Here is a 20,881-nt window from a genome sequence, read left to right as displayed (position 1 = left end):
ATTCTAGGGATCAATTAGCTAATCGGTTTATGAGAACAGCTAATGAATACTTGGAGTTACCCTTTTGTCTTGCGTACATAAGCATGAATTGTAATGGCTTGTTGGAACTGATAAAATTAAAGGAATAGTGTGAGTGATAATTCATTATAGAAGTTGTAAAAAGGATTAACGATTCTACGGCTCATTCATTTACTTTTTTAAAAGCATTGCTCTTCTTGCCTCTTTCAAAGCTTGCGGCAATGAAAACTTAGGTATTCTAGGTAAGAGAGGTGAATGGTTGGGAAAAAAGAAAAACGCATGAAAAAAGAGTGGAGCGGTTCCAGTGGATAAACGAAAGCAGCATAAAAATAAGAACGTTATTTTATACCCTGGTCTTGTAAAGCGTCTCATTGAGAAAGGAATGGATGCTTTAAAAAATAAGGACGGAAAAGAAGCTTATAAATTTTTCTTATCAGCAGAAGAACATGAGCCAGATCACCCTCAAGTTTTGTTTGGGAAGATGTTAAGTCTAGTCGAGTTAGGACGTTTAGAAGAAGCGGTTCGACATACTAATGATTTACTGAAAGAAGGGATAGGCGATTATTTTGAAAATCTCCAAGTACATATTTCATTGCTTGTCCAGTTGGGTAAATATCAAGAGGTTGTAGATATACTTGATGCTGTCTTAACGGAAAATCAATTCCCTTCTCAATATGCAGAATCACTCTATCAGTTGCTGCATTTTAGCCGTCAAATGGTTGGTGATCAGGAGTGGCTCGGTCAAACGGAAATGAAAGAAGAACAAATACCTATAGAAGTTATTCAAATGCTGCATTCAGGTTCATTGGAGCTTCAGTCTAAAGCGATTCAACACCTGAGAGAGATAGAAGGTGACGATGCTATCAATGAATTAATTCAGTATTTAGATGACAAAAATCATGATTATGTGCTGCAAAGTATGGCTTTGCAAGCTTTACATGATAAAGGATGTAATGAGAAAATACATATTGTAAAACAAGGTAGGGAACTGACTGTCATTCCCAATGAGCTTACCCAGGTTTATGAACAACAATTTCATAATGAAATTCTAGCATACTTAAGTAACCAACTTGAACATAATGATCCATTGTTATTCGAATTAGCGAAACAACTTAGTTGGACTCACCTTTGGTCGCTCTATCCTTTCTTGCCAGAACCAGAAGATCCTAAACTGTGGGGACAAGTCTTTCATTATTGCGCAGCAGAGAGAATTGGCTTAGAAGAAGAAGTAGGGGAGTTAGAAGAGGAGTATCAATTTAAACTCAATTTTTTTATTGAAAAAGTGCTAGAAGTAAAAGAACTAGAGTCATCTGTCTATCAAATAGACCAAAATCATTATATTAATAAGGGTGATGACAATTAGTTCTATTTGAAATGGACAAACGTTATGTTATACTAGAGTGGTTGTCAAGGATAATAGAAGAAATCTATCGTTCGAAAACGAAGATGTGTATAAGTTGGAGGGAAAGTAAATGACTACAAAATGGGAAAAATTAGAAGGAAATGAAGGCGTCCTTACAGTTGATGTAGCAGCTGAAAAGGTAGATGCTGCTCTTGATCAAGCTTTCAAAAAAGTTGTAAAAAAGGTGAATGTACCTGGATTCCGTAAAGGAAAGGTACCTCGTTCTATGTTTGAAAAGCAATTTGGTGTTGAGTCTCTTTACCAAGATGCTCTAGATATCTTACTTCCAGAAGCGTATGCTGGTGCGATTGAAGCAAAAGGAATTGAGCCTGTTGATCGTCCTGAAATTGATATCGAAACAATGGAAAAGGGAAGCACTCTAGTATTCACAGCCAAAGTGACTGTAAAGCCAGAAGTGGAACTTGGAGAGTATAAAGGTCTTGAAGTAGAAGAACAAGATACAACTGTTACAGATGAAGATGTTGATGCTGAACTTAAGACACTTCAAGAACGTCAAGCAGAGCTTGTTGTTGTAGAAGACGGAGCGATTGAAAACGGCGATACTGCAGTATTCGATTTTGACGGCTTTGTTGACGGTGAAGCATTTGAAGGCGGACAAGCTGAAAACTACTCTCTTGAAATCGGTTCTGGTCAATTCATTCCAGGTTTTGAAGAGCAACTAGTAGGTCTAAAAGCTGGGGAAGAAAAAGATGTTGAAGTATCATTCCCGGAAGAATACCATGCTGAAAATTTAGCTGGTAAGCCTGCAACATTTAAAGTGAAAATCCATGACATTAAACGCAAAGAGTTACCGGCTCTTGACGATGAGTTTGCAAAAGATGCAAACGAAGAAGTAGCAACTTTAGAAGAGCTTAAGACTCAACTAAAAGATAAGCTTCAAAAAGATAGAAATCATCAAGCTGAGCATGCAGTTCGTGATACTTTAGTAGAAAAAGCTGCTGAAAATGCAACAATTGATATTCCAGAAGCAATGATTAATACAGAAGTAGACCGTATGCTTCAAGAATTTGAGCAACGTCTTCAAGCTCAAGGCATGAATCTTGAAATGTACTTTCAATTTTCAGGTCAAGATGAAGCAGCTATGCGTGAGCAATTCAAAACGGATGCAGCAAAGCGTGTACGTGTAAATCTTACACTTGAAGCTATTGCTGCTGCAGAAAACCTTGAAGCATCTGACGAAGATGTGGACAAAGAAATCGAAAAAATGGCTGAAATGTACAAACGTTCAATTGAAGAAATTAAAAATATTTTTGCTGCTCAAGGTGGTCTTGAAGGTATTAAAGGTGACCTTAAAGTTCAAAAAGCAGTTGAATTTCTTGTCGAGAATAGCAAAAAAGCATAATATTTTGATGGAGTTTGTAGAGTCATTCGAAACAAGGCGCGAATTATCGCGCCTTGTTTTTCCTTTCAAGCGAGTAAGCTAAATCCTCTCTTTTTTTAAGAAGTTTTTAAAATAATTTGCCCTTTTGAACTTATGCCCATGTATGGAGAATGCAGGTTTTGAACAAGCTGAATTAAGGGATGGAAACATATGAATAAGTAGAAAAATGAATTTTTATCAAGAAAAAGGATTTTTATCACTTTATCTTGAATGTATAATCAATCCATACATAATATGATAGGAAGTAATCAAACTTAATTGCCTGTCTCTATGTCTATAGACAAATTGTACATAGGTGAAAGATGTTCGCATGGAGGTGAAATTGCTAAAGTGTATTGGTGTCGGATCCTTGTGTTCGACTGCAATCGATGTTGAGTGTTTCATGTGATAAGAGCAATAAGGGTTTTCTTTATGGTTCTCATCGCAAATGTGATACAATAACAAAAACATATGATTGTTTAATCGGTAAGTTTTAGTTTTATAATGTTCATAGTTAATTGTATTGTCGTTTCCATTTTTAATAGCCTGTATGTAGGTAGATTTTCTTGAGGATGGTACAATATTTACTAAGGGGTGATGATTGAATGTTTAAGTTTAATGAAGAAAAGGGACAACTTAAGTGTTCTTTTTGTGGAAAAACTCAAGACCAAGTTCGAAAATTAGTTGCTGGACCTGGTGTGTATATATGTGATGAATGTATTGAATTATGTACAGAGATCGTTGAAGAAGAACTAGGTACAGAAGAGGAAGTTGAATTTCAAGAAGTACCAAAGCCAAGCGAAATTAGACAAATCTTAAATGACTATGTAATCGGTCAGGATCGCGCGAAAAAATCGCTATCAGTTGCTGTTTACAATCATTATAAGCGCATTAACTCTTTATCACGTTCTGATGAGGTGGAACTCGCGAAGAGTAATATTTGTATGATTGGTCCAACAGGTAGTGGGAAGACATTACTTGCTCAGACGTTAGCTCGTATATTAAATGTACCATTTGCGATTGCAGATGCTACTTCATTAACAGAAGCTGGTTATGTTGGGGAAGATGTAGAAAACATCCTCTTGAAATTAATCCAAGCCGCTGACTATGATGTGGAGAAAGCAGAAAAAGGTATCATTTATATTGATGAAATTGATAAAGTGGCCCGTAAATCAGAGAACCCTTCAATTACACGTGACGTATCAGGTGAAGGGGTTCAGCAGGCCCTTTTAAAAATCTTAGAAGGTACGAGCGCAAGTGTCCCACCACAAGGAGGACGTAAGCACCCACATCAAGAGTTTATTCAAATTGACACAACGAATGTTCTCTTTATTTGTGGTGGTGCGTTTGATGGGATCGAGCAGATTATCAAGCGCCGTCTCGGTAAAAAAGTAATTGGATTTGGATCAGATGTCAGACAAGACGATCTTAAGCCAGGTGAATACTTAGGAAAAGTGTTACCTGAAGATTTGCTTCGTTTTGGTTTAATCCCTGAATTCATCGGACGTCTACCGGTTATCTCTAGTCTAGAACCGCTTGATGTAGATGCATTAGTTGAGATTTTAACTGAACCCAAAAATGCACTAGTTAAGCAGTATAAAAAATTACTTGAGCTTGATGAAGTGGAGCTTGAATTTACGCAAGAAGCACTAAGGGAAATTGCGAACAAAGCAATTGAAAGAAAAACTGGAGCGCGTGGATTACGTTCCATCATTGAAACGCTTATGCTTGATGTGATGTTTGATCTACCTTCACGTGAAGATATTGTGAAGTGTATTATCCACGGTAAGTGTTTGACTGAAAATGAGTTGCCAACGTTATTAACGGCTGATGGGCAAGAAATGAGTTTGTCTAAAACAGAACCGAAAGAAAGTGCTTAAAACACCAAGACTGACTCGTTAACGGGTCAGTCTTGCTTTTTTTTGTAAAATGATTTTCTGTTCATAGTACCCTTCTACATACGAATTTCTATCCTTGATTTCGTGGAGGGATTTTTTCTCCAATCATTCTCAAAACTTTCTTTGATTAGTGTTGTTCTTCCCGGTCATACTAAGGGAAAGAAAACGACTACTTCTGGGAGGTTTCATCATGAACTGGACAGGAATTGCTTTGGTGATACAGCTTTTCTTTGGTGTCATCATTGGTGTATATTTTTGGAATTTATTAAAAAGCCAACGAAATCAAAAAGTGTCAATCGATCGTGAATCAAAGAAAGAGATGGAGGAATTACGAAAGATGAGAGCCATCTCTCTAAGCGAACCTTTATCTGAAAAAGTTCGTCCTTTGACATTTGCTGATATTGTTGGACAAGAAGAAGGAATTAGGTCTTTACGAGCTGCATTATGTGGACCTAATCCACAACATGTCATTATATACGGACCACCTGGTGTCGGGAAGACCGCAGCTGCTCGCCTAGTTCTAGAAGAAGCAAAGAAAAATGCTTTGTCTCCTTTTTTACAAAAAGCAGTATTTGTTGAACTTGACGGGACAACAGCTAGGTTTGATGAAAGAGGAATTGCAGATCCATTGATCGGTTCTGTTCATGATCCAATTTATCAAGGTGCAGGTGCAATGGGACAAGCTGGAATCCCACAACCGAAACATGGAGCTGTGACAAAAGCGCATGGTGGAGTTTTATTTATTGATGAAATAGGTGAATTGCATTCTATTCAAATAAATAAACTTTTGAAGGTACTTGAAGATCGGAAAGTATTTCTTGAAAGTGCTTATTATAGCGCTGAAAATCAACAAATACCCCGCCATATTCATGAAATTTTTCAAAAGGGATTACCAGCTGATTTCCGATTAGTTGGGGCGACAACTAGAACACCAGATGAATTGCCACCAGCCATTCGTTCGCGTTGTTTAGAGGTGTATTTCCGGGCGTTAAAGCCAAAAGAAATTATTCAGATTGCAGAAAAGGCAACTGATAAAATTAATTTTGGAGCAGAAGTAGGAGCGATTGAACGTATTGCCAAATATGCGACTAATGGTCGTGAAGCTGTTAATATTGTTCAAATTGCAGCGGGAATTGCTACAGGTGATAATAGAGAAGAAATTACATTAGCAGATGTGGAATGGGTGCTTCATGCAAGTCAAATTGCACCAAGACCAGAAAGAAAGATTTATCACGAATCTGCTGTTGGTCTCGTTAATGGGTTAGCTGTTTATGGACCAAACTTAGGAGCATTACTTGAAATCGAAGTAAATGTCATTGAAAACGCTGGAAAAGGATCTGTTAATGTTACAGGGATAGCGGAAGAAGAGAGTACTGGAAATCAAATGCGATCGATTAAAAGAAAGAGCATGGCCAAAGGATCTGTTGAAAATGTTGTGACCGTCCTCAGGCGCATGGGCATTCCAACTCAAGACTACGATATCCATGTGAACTTTCCAGGAGGAGGTCCAGTCGATGGACCGTCAGCTGGAACCGCCATTGCTACAGGAATTTACTCTGCCATTCGTGGTGAAAAAGTTAAGAATACGATTGCTATGACAGGGGAGCTCGGCATTCATGGTAAGGTAAAGCCAATAGGAGGTGTAGTAGCAAAGGTTGAGGCAGCTAAAATGGCTGGTGTTAAAATGGTCATAATTCCTAAGGAAAATGAACAAGCTTTGCTACAAAAAGTAACGGGCGTTGAAGTGGTGGCGGTTGAGCATCTAGATGAAGTTCTAGAACTTGCAATTGAACAAGAAAAGGAAGAAATAATTCCAGCAAGTACCAATCTAAACACTTCCATCGCACCTGTTTAAATTAGACAAACATATGGTGATGAGATAAAATTGAAAATGACCAATTTTAATCTTTAGTAAAAATCACCAATTGAATCCAGTTTAACGTAAGGGTCTGACCTCAAAATCATGATGTTTGATGTCTTAACAAAGACACACATATGTACTTTGGGGTCGACACTTATGAGACTATACTGGATTCTCATTTTGGATGTATGGAGGTGTGTGCGGATGGTCGATACAAATGACAAACGACAAATTCCGCTTCTACCGTTACGCGGATTACTTGTTTTTCCTGCAATGGTTCTCCATTTAGATGTAGGAAGACCGAAATCCGTTCAGGCGTTAGAGCAGGTGATGGAACAGGACCATCAAATTTTACTTGCAACTCAAAAAGAAATTTCGATAGATGATCCGACAGAGGATGAAATTTATCATATAGGAACAATAGCAAAAGTAAAAAGTTTACTTAAGCTACCAAACGGTACCGTTCGAATTCATGTTGAAGGACTGCAGCGTGCACGAATTGATCAGTTTTTACAACATGATGATTATTTACGAGTTGAGGCTGAACTACTTCAGGATGAGGATGCATTTGTAACACCAGAATTGCAGGCACTCATGAGGAGTCTTCTTTCAATGTTTGAACAATATACGAAGGTGTCGAAAAAGGTTTCAGCAGAAACATTAGCATCTGTTAAAGATATTAGTGATCCAGGACAGTTTGCTGATGTCATTGCAGCAAACTTACCTCTTAAGCTAGTTCAAAAACAAGAGTTGCTTGAAATGAACTCGTTAAAAGCTCGTCTGTTAAAATTAATCGAAATTCTAAACAATGAGCAAGAGGTATTGGGTCTTGAAAAGAAAATCGGTCAACGCGTGAAAAAATCAATGGAAAAAACGCAAAAAGAGTATTATTTGCGCGAACAAATGAAGGCCATTCAAAAAGAGCTTGGGGATAAAGAGGGACGTACTGGGGAAGTCTCAACACTTCGAGAAAAAATTGAAGACTTAGACATGCCTTCTTCTGTAAAAGAAAAAGCATTAAAGGAATTAGATCGATATGAAAAGATGCCAGCTAATTCAGCAGAAAGTTCTGTGCTACGCAATTATTTGGATTGGCTTATTCAATTACCGTGGACATTTGAGACAGAAGATCAATTAGATGTCATTCGCGCTGAAGAAATATTAAATGAAGATCACTATGGCCTTGAAAAGGTAAAAGAACGCGTCTTAGAATATTTAGCTGTTCAACAGCTGACGAAAGAACTAAAAGGGCCAATCTTATGTTTAGCAGGACCTCCAGGAGTCGGGAAAACATCTTTAGCTCGTTCAATAGCGCGTTCACTGAATCGTAAGTTTGTTCGGATCTCTCTTGGTGGGGTTCGAGATGAAGCTGAGATTCGTGGACACCGTCGTACATACGTCGGTGCAATGCCTGGCCGAGTGATTCAAGGAATGAAAAAGAGTGGGTCAATTAATCCAGTGTTTTTGCTAGACGAAATCGATAAAATGGCTAATGACTTTAGAGGTGATCCATCTTCAGCACTGCTAGAAGTGTTAGACCCTGAACAAAATAGTACATTTAGCGATCATTATATTGAAGAACCGTATAATCTATCAAAGGTTATGTTTGTAACGACAGCCAATAATATAGGGACTATACCGGGTCCGCTTCTTGATCGAATGGAAATCATTTCGATTGCTGGTTATACAGAACTTGAAAAGATTCATATCGCAAAAGATTACTTATTACCAAAACAATTGAAGGACCACGGATTAACGAAAGGCATGTTACAAGTGAAAGATGAAGCGATTCAAAGCCTTGTTCGTTACTATACTCGTGAAGCGGGAGTTCGTAGCCTTGAAAGACAGCTAGCCTCACTTTGCCGTAAAACAGCGAAGATGATTGTGTCTGCCGAAAAGAAAAAAGTAATTTTGACTGCAAAAAAAATTGAAGACATGCTTGGTAAACCTAGATTTCGCTATGGATTAGCAGAAGAAGAAGATCAGGTAGGTGCTGCAACTGGATTAGCCTATACAACTGTTGGTGGCGATACGCTCACGATTGAAGTTTCCATTGCACCTGGGAAAGGCAAATTAACGCTAACCGGAAAACTTGGAGACGTCATGAAAGAATCAGCACAAGCTGCTTTTAGTTATATCCGGTCACGCTCAAAAGAACTAAACATTGATCCAAGTTTTAATGAAACAAACGATATCCATATTCACGTTCCAGAAGGAGCAACACCGAAAGACGGCCCTTCTGCTGGAATAACAATGGCGACAGCGTTAGTTTCTGCACTGACAGGTCGTAAAGTAAAAAAAGAAGTGGGAATGACAGGGGAAATTACATTACGTGGTCGAGTCCTCCCAATTGGTGGGTTGAAAGAAAAGTCAATGAGTGCACACCGAGCTGGACTGACTACCATTATTATTCCAAGAGATAATGAGAAAGATTTAGAAGATATACCAAAGAGCGTGCGAAACGACTTACAATTTATTCTCGTCTCTCACTTAGATGAAGTTTTGAAGCATGCGTTAGGAGAGTAGTATGAAAGTTACAAAGTCAGAATTAGCACATGTTGCTGTCAAGCCTGAACAGTATCCGATTTCACGTTTACCTGAAATTGCTTTATCAGGTCGTTCGAATGTTGGAAAATCATCTTTTATTAATAAGATGATTAATCGAAAGGGACTGGCACGTACGTCGCAACGTCCAGGAAAAACACAAACATTAAACTTTTACGAAATCAATGAAATCCTTTATTTCGTTGACGTTCCTGGTTATGGATTTGCGAAAGTACCGAAGACAGAACGTGACGCTTGGGGACGAATGATTGAAACATATTTGCAAGACCGAGAACAATTAAAAGCCGTTATTCAAATCGTTGATCTTCGTCATCCTCCTTCAGCAGATGATAAAATCATGTACAAGTGGCTCAAGCATTTTGATATTCCGGTTATTGTTGTTGCAACGAAAAGCGATAAGATTCCTAAAGGGAAATGGCAAAAGCATTTAAAAATCATAAAAGACGATTTGGAGAAAGTAGAATCAGACCCATTAATGCTCTTTTCTTCTGAAACAGCTCAAGGGAAAGAACAAATTTGGAAAACAATTCTTCATTATACTTCAAAGTAATGAGTCAAGAATTTTTTCGGAAATGAAATCGGTTATAATCGATAAGTGAGGAGTTGATCCTCACTTTTTTATTTTGTTTAAAAGTGGAAATGCGGGCACAACTTGATTAACGCATTCGTCATAAGAAAAACCTTTTTAGCAAATAGTATTTATGTGCCGAAAATCATAGGTCATCCCGTACCCGATCTACCAGGTATGCCAAATGAGAATAGTCCAGGTTTATCTGATTTAAATTCGTAAACATGAAAAAAACACTAGAAAATTTACTAGTGTTTTTTTCATTGGAAAAATAAGATTATAAAATGTGAATGACTATTCAAGCAGTGTTATAAGAAAAGGACCGCGGTTGCGGTTTTTCTTATCTATTTATTTTCTTTTGAAAATAAGGAATGCCCCAAGTCCGATTAAAAATATTGGCCAAAGAGAGCTAAGGAATGAATAGGCTTCATATAACCAACTAAATGGATTAATAGAAGCAAAGCTCAGAAGAGAAAAGACAATGAGTAAGATGCCGATAAAATAACCTTCTCGTTTTGTTTTTCGCGCTGAAAGAATAAAGGAAATACCAACAATACATGTATACATGCCCAAATGTTTTGGCCACCAGGTAACAAAGGAAATGAGGTGAAAATGGATTGCAAGACCTGTTAAAAGTGCACCTGGAAAAATCATGGAGTATTCTGGACCGACATATCCTTGTACTAAAAAAGCAAATCCTATCACAAATAAAAGGGATGGCCAGCTAAGAAGCTGTTGCTCGAAAGGAATAGAAAATTGTTGAAGTAAATAATAGCACCCGACTCCAATTAATAGCACTCCTGGAAAGATACGCTGTGTCTTCATAGTGTCCCCCTTATAAAAGGTTAAGTAACTGTTATACAAACTACAATAGTCAATACCCTAATAATAGTTCTCGTTTTTTCTTGGTATACTAGTTTTCTATATGTTATAAAGTCATACTTCTTGTCTCAATTGGATACAGTAATTGAATATAGGTAGTAATTGGCTGGTTAACCAAAACAATAACCTCATGATAGCATAGCTTCATGGTCTGTTCACAATTTTTTTTGGTTTCGTTGATTAGACATGTTATAATGTACTCAGTTATACTGGTAGAGGTCAGTCCAGTATGTTGGATCGAACAAATTCATTTATTATTTATACTTTTTGAATATGCTCTTATGATAAATATAGAGATAAATGGTCGAATGGAAATTAAATTTGGGGGTGAACGTCAGGATGCATATACTTGTTGTCGGATTCAACTATAAAACGGCTCCTGTCGAATTAAGAGAGAAATTTGCATTCCAAGAAAGTGAGCTTCCAACTGCACTAGCTCAATTACGGAATATGAAAAGCATTCTTGAATGTACGATTATATCAACCTGTAATCGCACAGAAGTCTATGTAGTGGCAGATCAATTGCATACGGGTCGACATTTTACCAAGCAGTTTTTGGCTGATTGGTTCAACTTACCTAAGGACGATTTCATCCCTTATTTAGATATTCGGGAAAACGACCATGCAATTGAGCACTTATTCCGTGTTGCCTGTGGGCTTGATTCGATGATTCTAGGTGAAACGCAAATACTAGGGCAAGTAAGAGATAGCTTCTTACTCGCACAAGAACAGCGAGCAACGGGTACAATATTTAATCACTTATTTAAGCAAGCTGTTACATTGGCGAAAAAAGCTCACACAGGTACCGAAATTGGTGCGCAGGCAGTTTCAGTCAGTTATGCGGCAGTTGAACTTGGAAAGAAGATATTTGGTGATTTCACAGGGAAACATGTCGTTATTTTAGGCGCAGGGAAGATGAGCGAATTAACGGCCAAGCATTTACATTCAAATGGAGCGGATCAAATTACCGTTATTAATCGTACAAAAGCAAAAGCGGTCGAACTTGCTGCCCGTTTTCTCGGACAGGCGCGGCCTTTTGAAGAATTACAGCGTACATTAGCAGAAGCGGATGTATTAATTAGTTCAACAGGAGCTCGTGATTTTGTCATTACAAAAGAGATGCTTGCAGGATCTTTGAAAAAGCGTAAAGGTCGTCCACTCTTTATGGTTGATATTGCAGTACCCCGTGATTTAGATCCAGCACTTGCTGAATTTGATGATGTTTATTTATATGATATCGATGATTTGCAAAATATTGTAGAAGCTAATTTAGCTGAACGTAAGCGTGAAGCAGAAAAAATTGAGCTTATGGTTGAAGTAGAAATTGATAATTTTAAACAATGGTTAAACATGTTAGGTGTTGTGCCGATTATTACGGCGCTCAGAACAAAAGCACTTGCGGTCCAAGCTGAAACAATGGAAAGCATTGAACGTAAGCTACCTAATTTAACAGACCGTGAAGTAAAAGTATTGCGCAAGCATACAAAGAGTATTGTAAATCAGCTTTTACGTGATCCAGTAACTCGAGTAAAGGAACTAGCAGCTGAACCAGACGCAGATGCAACTTTGGAGCTGTTTACAAAGATTTTTGCACTAGAAGAAGAATTAGCTTCACACGAAGAAGAAATTCGAATTACAGAAGCAGAAAAGCAATGGGAGACACAAAAACAAGAACACGTAAGCGTAGCAAGACAACGTACAGCTCTTGTCCGTTCTTAAGAAAGAAGGGGCGAACGCATGAATTGGATTTATCCTATTACAATTGTTTTATATAGTATTAGTTTATTTGGTTACTTCATTGATTTCTTACAGAACAACCGGAAGGTCAATCTATTGGCCTTCTGGTTGCTTTCTATTGTTTGGGTTCTTCAAACTGTTTTTTTTGTAATCCGAGCGGTTGAACTTGATCGAGTCCCCTTATTGACTCCTTTTGAAGGCTTGTTCTTTTATGCTTGGTTAGTTGTTACTCTTTCACTGGCAATCAACTGGTATTTTCGAGTCGATTTTCTTGTTTTATTCACAAATGTAATTGGGTTTAGTATGATGACCTTTAGCTTGTTTACTCCCGATGGTGATGTACCAGAATCGCTCTCTGCTTTACTTGCTTCAGAGCTCCTCATCATCCACATTTCATTTATTTTGCTCTCATATGCGGCATTTACTTTCTCATTTGCTTTGCAAATCATGTATGTGATCCAGCACCAAATGTTAAAGCGGAAAATTTGGGGGAAACGGTTAATACGATTTGGAGCACTATCCAAATTAGATTCACTTTCATTTTTTTCTGTTGTCATCGCTTGGCCATTTTTGCTAATTGGACTCATTTTAGGGTTTACATGGGCGCATAGCCAACTTACATATGTACCATTTTTTGATTCAAAAGTAATTAGTTCCTTAATTGTCTTAATCGTCTATGGCATATATATTTATCAAAGAGTTGTCAAATTAATGAAAGGCTACAACATGGCCTTACTTGGCATTGCCGGATTTCTCATTTTGTTAATAAACTATTTTCTCTCGGGACAATACTCGTCGTTTCATATATGGTATTAGAGTCAGTACAAAAAGGTCGATTTTTATCTTTTGTCCTAACTTTAACCAATGAGCGAAGCCACTGCCAATCTTTTAAAGCCCGTTATGAGTACTCTTCTCATAGCGGGCCGCTAACTAAGCGGAGCCATTGCAAATGTGTTTAAGCTACCTATAAGGATTCCAAAAGCCTAAGAGCAATCTGAGCGAATCCATTACAAGTAGAAACTACCACAAGCAATTGTCTCTATTTACCAGTTATGACTAAAAACATTGAGTTTAGGTCAAAATGTTACTAAAAATTGGAGGAACATATGCGTAAAATAGTAATTGGTTCACGAAAAAGTAATCTTGCCCTTGTTCAAACTGATTGGGTTATTGAACAGTTGAAGAAAATAGGACTTCCTTATGAATTTGAAGTAAAAAAAATTGTTACAAAAGGTGACAAAATCCTTGATGTCACGCTATCAAAAGTAGGAGGAAAAGGGTTATTTGTCAAAGAAATTGAACAAGCACTTGCTGATGGTGAAATTGATTTAGCCGTACATAGTATGAAAGATGTACCCTCTTCTTTGCAAGATGGCTTTACGCTAGCAGCGGTGACAGAGCGAGAAGATCCAAGGGATGCCTTTATTTCCAATAATCATGTAAAACTAGCTGATCTACCTGCGGGGTCTATTGTCGGAACGAGTAGTTTAAGACGATCTGCGCAAATTTTAGCGGAGCGCCCAGACCTTGAAGTAAAATGGATTCGTGGAAATGTTGAAACAAGATTGAGAAAGCTAAAAGAGGAAGACTTTGCTGCAATTATTTTAGCGGTAGCCGGTATTAAGCGGTTAGGCTTCCCAGACGATTTAATTACGGAATATTTAGATGAAACGATGTGTGTCCCAGCTGTTGGGCAAGGGGCATTAGGATTAGAATGTCGTTCTGATGACGAGGATTTAATTACCCTTCTGCAGAATATTAATCATGATCATACAGCCCGTACCGTAACGGCAGAGCGTACATTTTTAAATCGCATGGAAGGTGGATGCCAAGTTCCGATTGCTGGATATGCTGTCGTCACTGAAGATAATGACATTCAACTGACGGCACTTGTTGGCTCTCCTGATGGAAAAGTTTTGTTAAAAGAAACAGTATCAGGTACTGACCCTGTTGATGTTGGAGAGAAAGCGTCACAGCTATTGCTCGATCAAGGAGCAAAAGAGATTCTTGACCAAGTAAAGAAAGAGCTTGATCAAGGATGAGTGGTGGGCCTTTAGCTGGTAAAACGATTCTCGTTACACGAGCAAAGGAACAGGCTAACGACTTATCTCAGTTAATTAAAGAGCAGGGCGGAAACGCGGTAGAGGTTCCGCTTATTGCTTTTGAATCAAGCTTCTCAAAAGAAATTGGGCAAGCCATTCGTCAATTAAAAGACTACGAATGGTTACTTTTTACAAGTGCGAATGGCGTACGTTTCTTTATTGATCATTATAAAACAGTGCAACGAAATGAAGGGTTTCCTGCTATAAAAATAGCTGTCGTTGGGACAAAAACAGAAGAGGCACTAAAGAGCTATCACCTGAGGGCAGATCTGCTTCCAAAAGATTTTGTCGCAGAAGGATTAATTGAAGCATTATCTCCGAAGGTAAAAAAAGGTGATCGCGTTTTAGTTGCTAGAGGAAATCTAGGAAGAGTTGAATTAATACAAGAGTTAACTCAATTAGGAGCGCTTGTTGAAGATCTTCCCGTATATGAAACGATTCATCCGAAAACGGCTACAAAAGAGTTGGAGGCTGTCCTTAATAATAAGGTGAAAATCGATTATGTCACCTTTACAAGCTCTTCGCAGGTTCATCACTTTATGAACGTGCTTTTGGACTTAGGCAAAGAACTAAGCGAAGTTGGAGCAAAGATAGCCTGCATCGGCCCGATTGCTGCACGTACGGCAAGGAATTATGGATTACGTGTTGAAATTATTCCACATACATATACAATTGAACACCTTGTTGAACAAATAATTCTTGATTCGAAGGAGGAGTATTCTAAATGAAAGAGTTATTATTCCGTCGCCACCGCAGATTACGCCAAAGTGCTAGTATTCGTAGTATGATAAGAGAAACTCATTTACATAGTGAAGATTTGATTTATCCGATTTTTGTCGTAGAAGGAACAAATGTCAAAAAGGAAGTTCCTTCGATGCCGAATGTATTTCATTGGTCTCTTGACCTGGTTGATCAAGAGGTAGAAGAAGTGGTGGGCCTTGGAATTCCAGCGATCATCGTATTTGGAGTTCCGGATACAAAAGATGACGTTGGATCATCAGCTTTTCATGATCACGGCATTGTTCAAAAAGCGGTTCGTCAAATCAAGGAAAATCACCCTGATCTAACGGTCATAGCGGATACTTGTTTATGTCAATTTACCGATCATGGTCATTGTGGTGTCATTGAAGAAGGCAAAGTTTTAAATGATCCGACCCTTGATCTACTAGCGAAAACAGCCGTTTCTCAAGCTGAAGCAGGAGCGGATATCATTGCCCCATCGAATATGATGGATGGCTTTGTTGCGGCGATTCGTCACGGGTTAGATGAAGCTGGATATGTAGATGTACCGATTATGTCGTACGCTGTGAAGTTTTCATCTGCTTTTTATGGTCCTTTCCGTGATGCAGCACATAGTTCACCGAAATTTGGAGATCGAAAGACGTATCAAATGGATCCAGCCAACCGTCTAGAAGCGCTACGTGAAGCTGAATCTGATATGGAAGAAGGGGCAGATTTTCTTATTGTGAAACCAGCGCTTTCGTATTTGGATGTGATCCGCGAAGTGAAAGATTTCTCAGGCTTTCCAATTGTAGCTTACAATGTTAGTGGGGAGTATTCGATGGTGAAAGCAGCTAGTCAAAATGGCTGGATTAACGAAAAAGAAATCGTATTAGAGAAGCTTGTGAGCATGAAGCGTGCTGGGGCTGATTTAATTTTAACGTATCATGCAAAAGATGTTGTTCGTTGGATAAAAGAAGATCAGTAAGAAGGGAGCATGAGTGATGCGTACATATACAAAATCAAAGGAAGCATTTAGTAAAGCAAAGCCGTTAATGCCAGGTGGGGTCAATAGTCCAGTTCGTGCCTTTAAATCAGTGAAAATGGATCCTGTCTTTATGGAGCGAGGAGAAGGAGCTAAGGTCTATGACATAGATGGAAATGAGTACATTGATTATGTATTGTCATGGGGACCGCTCGTTTTAGGACATGCTGATGAAAAAGTAATTGCGGCATTAAAAGAAGCTGCCGAAAAGGGAACAAGCTTTGGTGCACCAAGTGAACTTGAAACAAAGCTTGCGGAACTTGTCATCGGTCGTGTGCCGTCGATTGAAGTTGTTCGTATGGTTAACTCAGGAACAGAAGCAACGATGAGTGCCCTGCGTTTAGCAAGAGGCTATACAGGAAGAAACAAGATCTTAAAATTTGTAGGCTGTTATCACGGACATGGTGACTCCTTGCTTATTAAAGCAGGATCAGGTGTTGCGACACTTGGATTGCCTGATAGTCCTGGTGTGCCAAAGTCAATTGCTCAAAATACATTAACAGTCCCTTATAATGATGTAGAAAGTGTTCGTTATGCATTTAAAGAATTTGGTGATGATATTGCTGGTGTCATTGTAGAGCCGGTTGCAGGGAATATGGGTGTTGTTCCACCTGAGCCAGGTTTTCTTGAGGAGCTAAGAACGATCACAGAGGAAAACGGAACGTTATTAATCTTTGACGAGGTTATGACAGGTTTCCGTGTTGGGTATAACTGTGCACAAGGAAAACTTGGGGTGACTCCAGATCTTACGTGCCTTGGAAAAGTAATTGGTGGTGGATTACCGGTTGGTGCATACGGTGGAAAGCGTGAAATTATGGAGCAAATTGCTCCAAGTGGACCAATTTATCAAGCTGGTACACTTTCTGGAAACCCGCTTGCGATGACTGCTGGGTATGAAACCCTTTCACAGTTAACGCCAGCTGATTACGATCGGTTTGAAGAGCTGGCGGAACGTCTTGCAACGGGACTATCTGATGCAGCAAAAAAACATGAGATCCCGCATCATATCAATCGGGCTGGCTCAATGGTAGGGTTCTTCTTTACTGATGAAAAAGTAACGAATTTTGAGAAAGCATCAACATCAAACCTTGATTATTTCACTCGTTATTTCCAAGAAATGATGAACCAAGGAATTTCACTTCCTCCTTCACAATTTGAAGGGATGTTCTTATCAACGAAACATACGGACGAACATATTGATCAAACGATTGCTGCTGCTGAAGTAGCGTTTTCGAAGTTGAAATAGCGAGAAGTCTATCCTATCTATGGTTACTCATAGAAAGGATAGACTTTTTTATTGTTTCAAATAAAAGTACATTGACTTCGCTCCCTGCTTAGAGGTTGTTCAAAAAGGACAAAATCGATCTTTTTGAACAACCTCTATTAATCTTTCCCTTTTTAAGCATAATGCCGAATAACTTGTCATAGAGTGATATTGTACTGACTATGATCGTAACAGAAGGAAAGAGAATATGTTGAGGAGGAATGCAACGTGACACAAGAACACCCGTCTAAGTTATCATTTTCGATTGAGGAATCCGTTTGGTTAAATAAAGGTCAAGAAGTAGAGGAAATCCTAGGGATGTCCTTAGAACCTGAGATCGTCATTGAAGAAAAAGATCTTCATGTCTACATTAAGGGTGGATTACGTCTCGTTGGAGAATACCGTCCAACAGGTAGCGCTGAAGTAGTTGATGTAGATAGTGAATCGCTTGAGGCACAGCTATCATTTAGATCAGCTGGAGATGTGACAATTTCTGATGATGGAACTGGTGAGATTAAACACTTTTTTCCAATTGATGTAACCATTCCAATTAGTCGTATTCAAAATCTTGATGATGTCTATGTGCAAGTGGAGTCTTTTGATTATGATCTTCCTGAAAGAAGTTGCATTCAATTAACTGCTGATATAAGTATTTCTGGAATGACTACGCAACAAGAGACAGTTGAAAAGCGAGTCGAGCAAGAAATCGAAAAAGAAGCCGCAAAGGTAGAAGAACCGAAATTCGGAGCGATTCCGACAGCATTTTCATTTGAAGCTAAAAAACGTCCAGAAGTAGGAGACATGACTCCACCTTCACCGGGAAGATATCCATCTCGTCCTTTTCCTTTTACTCCAGTGAGTGAGGAAAGTGCAGAGCCTGTGGAAGAAAAAACACCTGCAATTGGAGCATCTCCATCAACTAGATATACACGTCAGGAACAAGAGGTAGCAAATTTGAGTTCGAATGAACCTCGTCAAGAGCTAGAGACAAATGAGACATCAAACATAGAGGAAGTAGAGGAAGTAGAAGCAGCAGTAGCAGCAGTAGCAGTACCAACTGAAAGAGTGGAACTAGTAGCAGAGGAAGTAGAAGAAGTAGAGGAAGAAACGGTAGAAGAAGTAGAAGAAGTAGAAGAAGTAGAAGAAATAGCACCAGCCCAAGCTGAAACAAAGATCAACCTAGCTCCTCTAAAAGAAATGGCGGAAGCATTAGTAAAAGCGGAAAGACCAGACACCGTCGATGATGAAAAAGAACAAGTGGCCCCCCCTCGTGAAGAAAATGCTTTGTATTTAACGAGTATGCTTTCAAAAGGGGAAGAAAAGTTTTCGAAATGGAAAATGTGCATTATTCAAGAGAATGAATCTCTAGACACTATTGCCGACCGGTACGATATTAGTACGAGTCAACTCGTTAGAATGAATCGCTTGCAAGGGGAGCAAATAGAAGAAGGTCAGATTCTTTATATACCGGTTAGTGTAGAGTCTTAAAAAGGAGTAACAACATGGAATTGTTGGATTGGCTTAAGGAGAACTATCAATGGCAAAGCGTGAAATTTGTTAACGAAGCGTTAATCGAGACGGAACAAGGTCGAAAAAGGTTGCGCTATTGGTCGGATAAAGCCCTCCTTGATTGGCATATAGAATGGCGTGATCGTTGCAGTGTCACGCCTTATATGCTAGCCGACCGGATGATTCGAAACAAAGATCAAGAAGCTTCCATCTCATGGAAAGGTGGATGGTTGACAGTTCATGATGAAGTCGATCAAAGTGCTGTGGTCAGTCAGTCAGAAACAGAAATTGGCAAGATGATTGGTGCAATGGTTCATTATGGAGTTCAATCAGCAGTTGATGTAGACTCGGTACCTCAGAAAGAACCAATGTATTCCGAGCTTTATTCGCACGTACCATTTCTGAGAGATTCACATAGACAATTTATTGCCCCGTTGCTAATGGAATCAGAAAAGCGAATGAAGAAAGCAATAGCGTTAAAAGCCAGTTTTAAAAACGAAACATTGCCACTACTAGATCCTATTACAACACCGAAACAGGCGAAGAAGGTGTATCAAGTTCTTATCTGGTTTGGCACAAGGCAACCTCCAGAACGTGGATATTATTCTTTACGAATGTTTCTTTCTGAGTGGCTTGAAAAGTATGGGCGAGAGTCACTTGAGATCCTTTTAGCGGGCATGTATGAAGATGATCGAGTTACTAGAGAACAAGCGATTTTACTTTGTGCTGAATGCTTGCACCCATATGAACTCGACAGTCTCGTTATGATGTTAGAACGAAACCCGAGAGATACAGAGATTGAAGAGGAATTACAAAAAATAACAAAAGAGTGGGAACGATCAAAGGTACTTGTTCAAGTCATCAGCGCATCGATCGATAAGAAAAAGAAGGTGTTAACACAATGAATCAAGCACGAACACCGTATGATTCGATTCTTTTTTATTATGACCTGTATCCTCAATCGATTGAAGATTACGGAAAGATTAAGAAAGTCACAACAAGCCGTGGAGTGTTTGCTTTAAAAGAAACAACAATTGGGGCGCATCAAGCAGATGAATTTATCCATGCCCTGCGAAAGCTAACGAAACTAGGCTTTAAGCAAGCTGTTCCGATTCTTCCAACGAAATTTGGGGAGTATACTCTTTCAACTGGAACTCATACCTATTATTTAATGCCTTGGATGGAAGCGATTGAGTATTCGGCAAGAGATTCACAGGAACAAAAGCTTGCATCACAACTTGGAACGATCCATCGTTTAACGGTAAAGACACAACCTTTTTTAAAAGAAAACATTGATGAATCCTATCATCAACTGCTTCGGCGTTGGGAGATGAGGAGGCTTACGTTAAATCGCTTTGCGGATGAATCAGAACGAAAAACATACATGTCACCATTTGAATTAACCTTTCTAACGCATGCCTACATGCTTGATCAGATGGCAGAGGCTGCAAAGAACCATTTGGAAAAGTGGTATGAAATTTGTTTAGAAAAAGAAAAATATCGGACGGTACTTTGCCATGGACGGATAAATCGATCGCACGCTTTTTTTAATTCTGATAATGAACCTCTTTTATTGAACTTTGAAAGAGCCTGTATTGATACCCCGTCTCGAGATATTGCGAGTTTTTGTCGATATAGCTTCCGTCATGCTTATTGGGTTGAAGAAGAGGTGCTGAAATGGTTTATGAACTACGAGCGCCATCTTCCTCTTTTAGAAGAAGAAAAACATTTAATCTGTGCGTATTTGAATTTTCCAGAACCGATTGCTTTTGCTGTCGATGCATATGTTGCAAGCAAAGGGAATATGAGAGAGTTTGAGCATGTCCAAAGACTAGAAAAGCGCTTAACGTCAATGCGCAGAGTACAGCGACTGACGCAAAAGCTTATCATCGTGTCAGATCATCAACAACAAGAACAACAGTAACGTTC

16 protein-coding genes are annotated in these 20,881 nt (G+C 38.9%); 15 read left to right on the top strand and 1 reads right to left on the bottom strand.

The features are described 5' to 3' along the window. Positions 1-322 precede the first annotated feature (322 nt). The 6 genes from SAZ04_RS00880 to yihA all read left to right on the top strand — a co-directional run bounded on the left by SAZ04_RS00880 (position 323) and on the right by yihA (position 9,675). Positions 323-1,381: a hypothetical protein gene (locus tag SAZ04_RS00880; RefSeq protein WP_332689580.1), complete on the top strand. Its 1,059-nt coding sequence runs from the start codon at positions 323-325 to the stop codon at positions 1,379-1,381. A gap of 109 nt (positions 1,382-1,490) precedes the next feature. After that, positions 1,491-2,783, top strand: a complete 1,293-nt coding sequence (tig, locus tag SAZ04_RS00875; protein ID WP_332689576.1) for a trigger factor — start codon at positions 1,491-1,493, stop codon at positions 2,781-2,783. Between the two features lie 623 nt (positions 2,784-3,406). Further along, complete coding sequence (gene clpX, locus SAZ04_RS00870) at positions 3,407-4,681, top strand: ATP-dependent protease ATP-binding subunit ClpX (RefSeq protein ID WP_332689573.1); 1,275 nt, start codon at positions 3,407-3,409, stop codon at positions 4,679-4,681. Positions 4,682-4,889: 208 nt separating this feature from the next. Continuing rightward, positions 4,890-6,554: an ATP-dependent protease LonB gene (gene lonB, locus SAZ04_RS00865; protein WP_332689570.1), complete on the top strand. Its 1,665-nt coding sequence runs from the start codon at positions 4,890-4,892 to the stop codon at positions 6,552-6,554. A gap of 210 nt (positions 6,555-6,764) precedes the next feature. Continuing rightward, positions 6,765-9,086 carry an endopeptidase La gene (lon, locus tag SAZ04_RS00860; RefSeq protein ID WP_332689567.1) on the top strand — a complete coding sequence of 774 codons (2,322 nt, stop codon included), beginning with the start codon at positions 6,765-6,767 and terminating at the stop codon, positions 9,084-9,086. A 1-nt stretch (position 9,087) separates the two neighbouring features. Next, entirely contained in the window at positions 9,088-9,675 is a 588-nt protein-coding gene (gene yihA / locus SAZ04_RS00855; protein WP_332689564.1) for a ribosome biogenesis GTP-binding protein YihA/YsxC, read from the top strand. A gap of 366 nt (positions 9,676-10,041) precedes the next feature. Here the strand turns inward: yihA and SAZ04_RS00850 are convergent, their stop codons facing one another. Continuing rightward, the gene (locus SAZ04_RS00850; RefSeq protein WP_332689561.1) at positions 10,042-10,518 is read right to left on the bottom strand and encodes a LiaI-LiaF-like domain-containing protein; all 477 of its coding nucleotides are present in this window, start codon (positions 10,516-10,518) and stop codon (positions 10,042-10,044) included. Between the two features lie 396 nt (positions 10,519-10,914). Here SAZ04_RS00850 and hemA point away from each other — a divergent pair, with 396 nt between their 5' ends. From hemA to ysxE, 9 genes are all read left to right on the top strand, one after another. Next, positions 10,915-12,294, top strand: coding sequence for a glutamyl-tRNA reductase (hemA, locus tag SAZ04_RS00845; protein WP_332689558.1), 1,380 nt, complete (start codon positions 10,915-10,917; stop codon positions 12,292-12,294). A gap of 18 nt (positions 12,295-12,312) precedes the next feature. After that, a complete protein-coding gene (locus tag SAZ04_RS00840; RefSeq protein ID WP_332689555.1) occupies positions 12,313-13,128 on the top strand; it encodes a cytochrome C assembly family protein in 816 nt (271 codons plus the stop codon). A gap of 290 nt (positions 13,129-13,418) precedes the next feature. Next, a complete protein-coding gene (gene hemC / locus SAZ04_RS00835; RefSeq protein WP_332689552.1) occupies positions 13,419-14,354 on the top strand; it encodes a hydroxymethylbilane synthase in 936 nt (311 codons plus the stop codon). After that, positions 14,351-15,142, top strand: a complete 792-nt coding sequence (locus SAZ04_RS00830; RefSeq protein WP_332689549.1) for a uroporphyrinogen-III synthase — start codon at positions 14,351-14,353, stop codon at positions 15,140-15,142. Before hemC ends, SAZ04_RS00830 begins: the two co-directional genes overlap by 4 nt. Beyond that, positions 15,139-16,122, top strand: a complete 984-nt coding sequence (hemB, locus tag SAZ04_RS00825) for a porphobilinogen synthase (RefSeq protein WP_332689547.1) — start codon at positions 15,139-15,141, stop codon at positions 16,120-16,122. Before SAZ04_RS00830 ends, hemB begins: the two co-directional genes overlap by 4 nt. A gap of 16 nt (positions 16,123-16,138) precedes the next feature. Continuing rightward, on the top strand, positions 16,139-17,425 hold the full coding sequence (hemL, locus tag SAZ04_RS00820) for a glutamate-1-semialdehyde 2,1-aminomutase (RefSeq protein WP_332689544.1): 1,287 nt from the start codon (positions 16,139-16,141) through the stop codon (positions 17,423-17,425). A gap of 246 nt (positions 17,426-17,671) precedes the next feature. After that, complete coding sequence (spoVID, locus tag SAZ04_RS00815; protein WP_332689541.1) at positions 17,672-18,931, top strand: stage VI sporulation protein D; 1,260 nt, start codon at positions 17,672-17,674, stop codon at positions 18,929-18,931. A 14-nt stretch (positions 18,932-18,945) separates the two neighbouring features. Further along, complete coding sequence (locus tag SAZ04_RS00810; protein ID WP_332689538.1) at positions 18,946-19,857, top strand: hypothetical protein; 912 nt, start codon at positions 18,946-18,948, stop codon at positions 19,855-19,857. After that, on the top strand, positions 19,854-20,876 hold the full coding sequence (ysxE, locus tag SAZ04_RS00805; RefSeq protein ID WP_332689535.1) for a spore coat protein YsxE: 1,023 nt from the start codon (positions 19,854-19,856) through the stop codon (positions 20,874-20,876). Before SAZ04_RS00810 ends, ysxE begins: the two co-directional genes overlap by 4 nt. Positions 20,877-20,881: the final 5 nt, after the last annotated feature.

Origin of the sequence: Halalkalibacter lacteus (assembly GCF_036663595.1) — a bacterium.
Classification (GTDB): Bacteria; Bacillota; Bacilli; order Bacillales; family Bacillaceae_D; genus Halalkalibacter; species Halalkalibacter lacteus.
Note: the sequence above shows the minus strand (reverse complement) of the source record. Positions and strands in the feature narration are given on the sequence as shown.